This is a genomic window from Skermanella aerolata KACC 11604 (assembly GCF_000936425.1).
Classification (GTDB): domain Bacteria; phylum Pseudomonadota; class Alphaproteobacteria; order Azospirillales; family Azospirillaceae; genus Skermanella; species Skermanella aerolata.
The window spans coordinates 1-292 of record NZ_AVFK01000256.1 but is presented as its reverse complement, the minus strand read 5'-3'; the positions used below and the strand labels follow the sequence as shown (position 1 = coordinate 292).

The window sequence follows — 292 nt, the reverse complement described above, 5'->3', positions numbered from 1 at the left end:
AAAGCGATCCGCGACCTGGATTGCCTGCGGAGCTCCCTGGCGGGCTCCGCAGGCGTAGGCGCCGGCGCGATCCCGGACAAGAATCTCGATGCCGGGATGACGCCGCAGCCAGACTGCCAAAGTCGCGGCCTTGCGGTCGGGCAGCAGGTCGATGACGCAATCGCGTTCCAGATCGCACAGGATCGTGCCGTAGCTCTGGCCTTTGCGCCAGGCCCAGTCGTCGACGCCGAGAACACGGACTTCCGGCACTGGATCCGGAACCGCCTCGCGGATGCGGCGCAGCAGTGTCGTC

At 67.5% G+C, this 292-nt stretch carries 1 protein-coding gene; it reads right to left on the bottom strand.

All coding sequences use genetic code 11. The annotated features are described in order from the left end of the window. On the bottom strand, positions 1–292 hold a 292-nt coding region (locus N826_RS39440; protein WP_211099531.1), incomplete at both ends, for a transposase.